This window comes from Mesorhizobium sp. FG116, assembly GCF_057809835.1.
In genome coordinates this window covers 1-6,101 of sequence record NZ_JBMDKS010000060.1, presented here as the reverse complement: position 1 = coordinate 6,101, position 6,101 = coordinate 1, and the positions used below count along the sequence as shown (strand labels likewise).

At 60.9% G+C, this 6,101-nt stretch carries 9 protein-coding genes and 1 riboswitch; of the genes, 5 read left to right on the top strand and 4 right to left on the bottom strand.

Annotated features, from left to right (window positions below; all coding sequences use genetic code 11):
• The 4 genes from ACODTY_RS23010 to ACODTY_RS22995 form a co-directional block, all read left to right on the top strand.
• Positions 1-348: metal ABC transporter solute-binding protein, Zn/Mn family (locus tag ACODTY_RS23010; RefSeq protein ID WP_488996498.1), on the top strand; the 348-nt coding region annotated here is incomplete at its 5' end.
• Between the two features lie 607 nt (positions 349-955).
• The gene (locus ACODTY_RS23005) at positions 956-1,129 is read left to right on the top strand and encodes a hypothetical protein (protein ID WP_488996497.1); all 174 of its coding nucleotides are present in this window, start codon (positions 956-958) and stop codon (positions 1,127-1,129) included.
• Positions 1,130-1,303: 174 nt separating this feature from the next.
• Positions 1,304-1,621 carry a hypothetical protein gene (locus ACODTY_RS23000; protein ID WP_488996496.1) on the top strand — a complete coding sequence of 106 codons (318 nt, stop codon included), beginning with the start codon at positions 1,304-1,306 and terminating at the stop codon, positions 1,619-1,621.
• 120 nt (positions 1,622-1,741) lie between these two features.
• Positions 1,742-2,047 carry a hypothetical protein gene (locus ACODTY_RS22995; protein WP_488996499.1) on the top strand — a complete coding sequence of 102 codons (306 nt, stop codon included), beginning with the start codon at positions 1,742-1,744 and terminating at the stop codon, positions 2,045-2,047.
• 41 nt (positions 2,048-2,088) lie between these two features.
• Here ACODTY_RS22995 and ACODTY_RS22990 read toward each other — a convergent pair whose 3' ends face one another.
• The 3 genes from ACODTY_RS22990 to ACODTY_RS22980 all read right to left on the bottom strand — a co-directional run bounded on the left by ACODTY_RS22990 (position 2,089) and on the right by ACODTY_RS22980 (position 4,569).
• Positions 2,089-2,319: a hypothetical protein gene (locus ACODTY_RS22990; protein ID WP_488996495.1), complete on the bottom strand. Its 231-nt coding sequence runs from the start codon at positions 2,317-2,319 to the stop codon at positions 2,089-2,091.
• Positions 2,320-2,445: 126 nt separating this feature from the next.
• The gene (locus ACODTY_RS22985) at positions 2,446-2,988 is read right to left on the bottom strand and encodes a hypothetical protein (RefSeq protein ID WP_488996494.1); all 543 of its coding nucleotides are present in this window, start codon (positions 2,986-2,988) and stop codon (positions 2,446-2,448) included.
• 465 nt (positions 2,989-3,453) lie between these two features.
• On the bottom strand, positions 3,454-4,569 hold the full coding sequence (locus ACODTY_RS22980) for an FAD-dependent oxidoreductase (RefSeq protein ID WP_488996493.1): 1,116 nt from the start codon (positions 4,567-4,569) through the stop codon (positions 3,454-3,456).
• 56 nt (positions 4,570-4,625) lie between these two features.
• On the opposite strand from ACODTY_RS22980, the gene ACODTY_RS22975 reads away from it, so the two are divergent.
• Complete coding sequence (locus ACODTY_RS22975; RefSeq protein WP_488996492.1) at positions 4,626-5,084, top strand: MarR family winged helix-turn-helix transcriptional regulator; 459 nt, start codon at positions 4,626-4,628, stop codon at positions 5,082-5,084.
• On the opposite strand, the gene ACODTY_RS22970 is transcribed toward ACODTY_RS22975, so the two are convergent.
• Positions 5,014-5,370: a DUF1612 domain-containing protein gene (locus ACODTY_RS22970; RefSeq protein WP_488996491.1), complete on the bottom strand. Its 357-nt coding sequence runs from the start codon at positions 5,368-5,370 to the stop codon at positions 5,014-5,016. The two genes, ACODTY_RS22975 and ACODTY_RS22970, sit on opposite strands and share 71 nt — an antisense overlap.
• A gap of 479 nt (positions 5,371-5,849) precedes the next feature.
• Positions 5,850-6,040, top strand: a riboswitch (cobalamin riboswitch).
• Positions 6,041-6,101: the final 61 nt, after the last annotated feature.

Below are 6,101 nucleotides of genomic sequence, written 5' to 3'. Positions count from 1 at the left end.
GTGCTGACCAGCCACGACGCATTCGGCTATTTCGGTCGCGAATACGGCGTGACCTTTCTGGCCCCGCTCGGCCTGTCCACCGAGGGCGAGGCTTCCGCTGGCGGCGTCGCCAAGCTGATCGAGCAGATCAAGCAAGAGGGCGTGAGGGTGTATTTCTTCGAGAACTCCAATGATCCGCGTCTCGTCAAGCAGATCGCCAAGGCCACCGGAGCCAAGGCCGGAGGCGAACTTTACGTCGAGGCGCTGTCGAAAAAGGACGGTCCCGCCGCAACCTATGAGAAGATGTTCCGCTACAATGTCGACCAGTTGGCCAGCGCCATGGCGAAGCAGACCGTAGCGACAAAATAGGCCGACGCACAGGTATCGGGATGGCCCGGGCGTTGTCCGGGCCGCCTGCGTGGCGCGCCCGTTATCGCCCTATGCTGCGGCTACCCCCGTAACTGTGAGCGGATCGCGCCGGACATAACGGGGTGAAACCGGGATCGCCGCCCAACACCGGCGAGGCGTTGAGATTCTCGTTCAAATATGCGCAACAATCCTAAGCCCAGCGCCGGAATACCGGATGGGGTGGAGCAACCGCACCGCCGCAGCGAGGTCGCTTCGGCGCATACGGGCAGCGATTTCCGGCCGATCGTGTTGGCGCATGGCGACCTTGTCGATCGTGACGCCCATGAAGTTGCGACTGTTTGCCTGGTCTGGAATACCCGGACGATAGACTGAGCCCTAGACCGAAACCTGCGGATGGGGCGTGTCGCCTTTGATCTGCCGGACAACAGCACGGTGGTCGAATCTGTTGCGGGGAGCGTCCCTCGCTGGGATTTGCGTCCGGCGGAAATGGTTTGTTGTAAACTTGATTATTTTAGTCTAGTTTTTGTTTTCTCAAGTTTCGTTGCGCGGTAAGGTCGCGCCGCTTCCCTCCGATGGACGGAAGGAGCGACGATAAGGAGAGGCAAACATGGAACTGAGTGCGCCCAGGGCGATCGTGTTCATCATCGCCATCGTGATTGCGATGATCTCGCTGCTGCCGGTGATCGGCATTCCAGTCGGAGCGCTGGGCGCCTATAGCTACTGGCTGCTACTGGTCGCTTTCATCGTTCTGGCGGCCGGCACTCTGTTCAAGGGCATCTAGGTCGCGGACAAGAATTGGGCTGCCGGCAACTGCTGCTGTAGGCCCGAACCGTGACAGGGCGCTCAACAACAAGAACTTCTCCCCAGAGGCGATCATCATCATGGATTCGGCGGTCGGAAGGCCCGACGGACTTCAGAGAGACGGCGACGATGGTACGGCTAGGAGGCGCGCGGCATGATCCACTACACACCGGTACAAGAATTGCCCCCGGCAAATGGCGCCTCGGTCGAGGAATGGAACCGCCATCGCGAACGTTTCACGACCGTGGAAGCTTCGCGGTCGCATCTTCGCAAGGCGAAGCGTGCAGCCGATGAGAGCCTGCGACGAGCCCAGGATGCACCTGAGCCGCATACGAGTGACAATTCTATCTTCGCCGCGCTCTGGGAGGTCCATCTGGCTCACCGCGAGGCTCTGTTCGACGCAATGCGCCGGCTCGACGAGGCGAGCGAAGCGCTTCGGTCCGAGACTCCCCGCAACGGCAACGATAAATGATCGGGTCGCATCAAGCGAGCGGCGGCACCTTGGCTGGACCACGATCAGGCGCACCGCGGCCAATCCGCCACGCACGCGCTTTCACACAAGACAAACAGGAGAGTTGAGCGCGTGTCACAGATGGAAATCGAACGTCGCCAAAACGAAGCCGAGGCGCATATAAGGGCGACGGTGATCAACGAACTTTGCGAGGTTATGCACAAAGTCGGCCTACCGCCAATGACGGTCTTGCGTCTGGCGGCGCGTTCGATCGGCACGATCTATCGGGAGATGGCCTACGCCCATTGCGGCATCGAATCGTGCCCCTGTGGGTGGCGGCCACACCCAGCGATGGATATCGAGATCCTGCGGATGGCGCTGATGGTGGCGTGCGAACAACGACGAACCGACGACTTGCGACTCATGCGGATAGCCGGCACTGCGTGACTATCGTGCTTGTGCTTACCGACCCATCGGCCCGCCGCATATCACGCAGGGGCGGCTGGCGACGTGTCGAGAAGGAGCGGCAGGCCTCGGCTGGCAGCCATCTCGGCGATCAGTTTTTGCAACATCTGATCCGATATTTTCGTCTGCGTCGCCTTACGGACTTCAACCGCAAGGCTATGTACGTCGACCGGCGCCTTTGCGAGCATGTCGTCGAGCGCTATGCCGATTTCGATGACCGCGTCGACATCGATGTCTCTGGGCAGGTCCCGCATGCTGCGTACTCCGTATCCAGATACATCCTAAATCCGATTTGGCGACTGTCGAATCCAAACTCGGCCATTCTGACGGCTGTAACGTTTGATGGCAGATTCAGCCGATGCCCGGCCGCCTCGCCTGTGTCAGTGAATTGATCCGGGCGGCCGCCTCTGTCGGATCGCGCTCGCGCCGGAGGCGCTTCGTGTCTGCGCAATGATACGGGCTACGATGTGGGCCGGGATAGGCAGCATGGTCTTGCCCATAAACTTGAGCGTGAGCGCGAAGTTGCCTGCGGCCATCGCCGCCTCGTCGCCCCGGTCGGCGCAACAGAGCTTTCCCAGACAAAGCATGACGGTCGGGTCGTCGCAATTCTGGATGCCTGCGATCAGCCCCATCACCAACGTTTCGTCGCGGCAAATGAAGTAGGATCCGGAATTGAACACCCGTAACGGACAGATAGCGCATTGACCCAGCGTCCTGACGAAGCGGGCGAGCGTGATGATCGCCTGCTCGCCATCTTCATCGCCCAGGAGCGCGCGATAAAGTTCTTGCGCCTGTGTCCAGGGCACGGTCGACCGCAGGGCCATGCCCCGCGTCCAATGACGATATCCTTCCAGCACAAGTTTCTCGGCGGGGCGATCGAAATAGCCGGCGTCGCGAGGGGCTGCATATATTGAATCCGGCATTCTGTCTCTCCGGAGGCTGCCAGACGACGCAGCATCGCCCGGCGATTTTTCTCAACTTGTTCAGGATGAACTTGGCCTGCGTGTCACCTATCAGGCGATAGGGCTCATCTGAGACTCGGTGCCGACCCCGCGCTCACCTCGCAGGATCGCATCGCTTGTCCGCCTTCTCGCCGGCCTGCCAAACAACCGAAGTGCTGGATTCGCCAACGCTCCGATAGCACCTGGGCGAGCGTATAAAGTATCGGGGTTTTAGCTGGTCATTGGCCCGCTCCTGCAGTTTTACCCGGGGAGTCATCCTAATTCATGAGTTAAACTATCATGTTTTCAGAAGCATGCAACGGCGTTACGTGTGGGGCGCCGGGTTAAGCGGCAAAAACATCGTGCTCCAGGGTTAAGGAGACGATCGGCCACTAAGTGTCCGGCGGCAAACGGGCGGCTTTACGGGATCAAATCACACGTTGGACGCTATGCGGCGATACGCTGCCTGTAGTGTTCAAGTACGCCGGCGACGCCATTTTCGGAGACCGCGACCTGAAGACCCTCAGCCGCTTCTGTAGCCGCAGCTGCAGCCCTGGCGGTTATCGCGACCTCGTAGTGTGTGACTGCCGACCAACTCTCGCCGGAAGTAAGAGCTGCCGCAAGGTCTGCCGCATCGGCGAGCGCGAGGTTGACGCCCTCGCCGGCGAATGGCGACATCAGATGCGCGGCATCGCCAAGCAGCGTAAGGCCTTCCCGGCTTGCCCAGCTGTGGCCAATCGGCAGTGCTTGCAGCGGACGAGCCCCAAGCAGTTCGCCAGCCTCGATCATATGTTTAAGCTCCGGCGCCCAGTCAGCGAAGGCCTCCATCAGCATGGCGCGAAGACGTTGTGGTTCAGCCCTGGCCAATTCACGCCCGGCAACCTCGGATATGCGTTGCGCTACATAGCCCCGGATGTGGCCATTGCCGTTGCGCTGACCGACGAGCAACTGATTGTCGCCGACGGCAAACATCTTGCCTTTGCCCACCAAGGCATCGATGTCTGGATGACGGCTGGCATCGAAGCCGAGCTCGACGAAAGTCACGCCTTCGTAGATCGGTTCGGCATCCGACAGCAGCCGACGGACACGCGACCAGGCGCCATCGGCTCCCACGACGACATCGAACAGCTCGCTGTTTCCTCCAACAAAGACCTCATAGCCGCCTTTTTCGTGTGGCGTGACAGCTTCCACCTTGCTGCCCCACCGCACAGTGCCGACCGCGAGCGAATCGAGCAGAAGGCGGCGCAGCGCGCTGCGATCAATCTCCGGACGGTCAAAACCATCACCATCGTGATCGAACAATAGCCTGCCATTCGAATCGTAGAGGCGGTCGCCCTGATCCTCGGGCCGGGCTTCGGCGAGAAAGGCCTCTTCAAGTCCGGCAAGTTGCAGCGCGCGCTGTCCGGTGTCGGCGTGAAGGTCGAGCGAACCGCCCTGGGGCCTGTCATCTCGATGAGCGTCTCGTTCCAAAACGACAGCCGCATAGCCGCGGACCTGCAGAAGTCGGGCGAGCATCAGGCCGCCGGGACCGCCGCCGATGATCGCGATTGAGGATGTTGTCATGATCGGGCTCTCCAGTTTACATAGGAGCCTATACTATAAACATAGGATGCTATGCAATGGGCGATGACAACTGGGACATGTTGAAGACGCCCGGTCATTACATCAGCCGGATCGCGCGCGGATTGGCCAGGGTCGGGGATGTGCGGCTGCGTGAGCTGGGGTTCGCCACCGCGCAGCTGCCGGTATTGACCGCACTCAAAGACGGGGCTCGCCTGTCACAAACCGAGCTCGCTCGTTGCTGGGCCAAGGTTGAGCAGCCGACCATGGCGCAGCTTCTTGCGCGCATGGAGCGGGACGGCATCATCCACCGCGAACCCGATCCCGACGATCGCCGCAGCAGCCTGATATCGCTTACCGAAGAGACTCGGGCCAAGCTGCCGGCAGGGCGCGCGATCCTCATTCAAGGCAACAAGGACGCAACGCGCGGCCTGTCGGACGAAGAGGTCAAGACACTCGTTTCTCTCCTCGCCCACGTGCTTGCCAATGTGGAAGCGATGGACATCGAGACGAGATAGTTGGCAGATTTTGGCCCTCGTGGCCGCAGAGGCCTTCCTTGCGCAAGAGTGCAGCAGCGGTCCGATCCAGTCGTCCCGCTGCAAAACCTCGATGTTCCAGCAGGACTGCGGCGCGCAGAACCAGCGGAAGGTCTCGCGTCCGCTCCATCACCTGATGCCACTTTGCCAGACGCGAGCCTTCGTCCCAATCCTCGTCGTAGGGTACGGCTAGGCGATTGTCGTCTTGTCGCGTTCGCGATGGTACAACCTGAACGCCGCTGAACAACTTCGACGATCGCGACAGCACCGCGTCGATCTCGGCGAATTCCGCCGCGAGCGCGTTGTCCTCCGGTGCCTCAACCGCAGCAGCTTCCGCCTCGGTCGAAGCCGTCCCCTCCCCCGCCCGGTCTCTTTCGGCTATCGTCGCACCGTTGGCGCTACGGCCGGCGAGTTCCCGTAGGCCATCACGAGAAAAACCCCGTCGCGTTTCTGCGACAGGATCCGGCGACGCTTGCGCAGGACAGTATGGGGCCGTGTGAGTTCGCGCGTGGGTGCGCGCAGGTCCATCTCGGCATCATGGAAAACAAGGTCCTCGACATAGACGAGCTCGCTCTCGATCCAGAGCGCGGTGAGCGCTTCGTGGAAATGCGGGCGCTCGCTCGGTTATTCGCGGCTACAAGCGTCCGGGAAGCTTTTTCGCTCCCGCTGATAATGGGTCACGATATTGAAACTGAGAATATGGCGCCCCTGAAAAATGGTTTCCGACTTGCAATGCCCGGTTCAACTGGTTACGGAACAAGTGTCGGTTCCGTAAGGGAATAATAGGGAATCCGTGGCCGGATCATCGGCCAAACGGAACTGCCCCCGCAACTGTAGGCGGCGAGCTGAACACGAAAATCCACTGGACGAAAGTCCGGGAAGGGCGAGCGAGGCGACGACCCGTCAGTCAGGAGACCTGCCGACGCAGATTGACCAACCGGGCGGGTCGGCTCGGGCGGGACTTGCGATCGCGCCCTTCCCCGCTCGATGCCTGGTCTC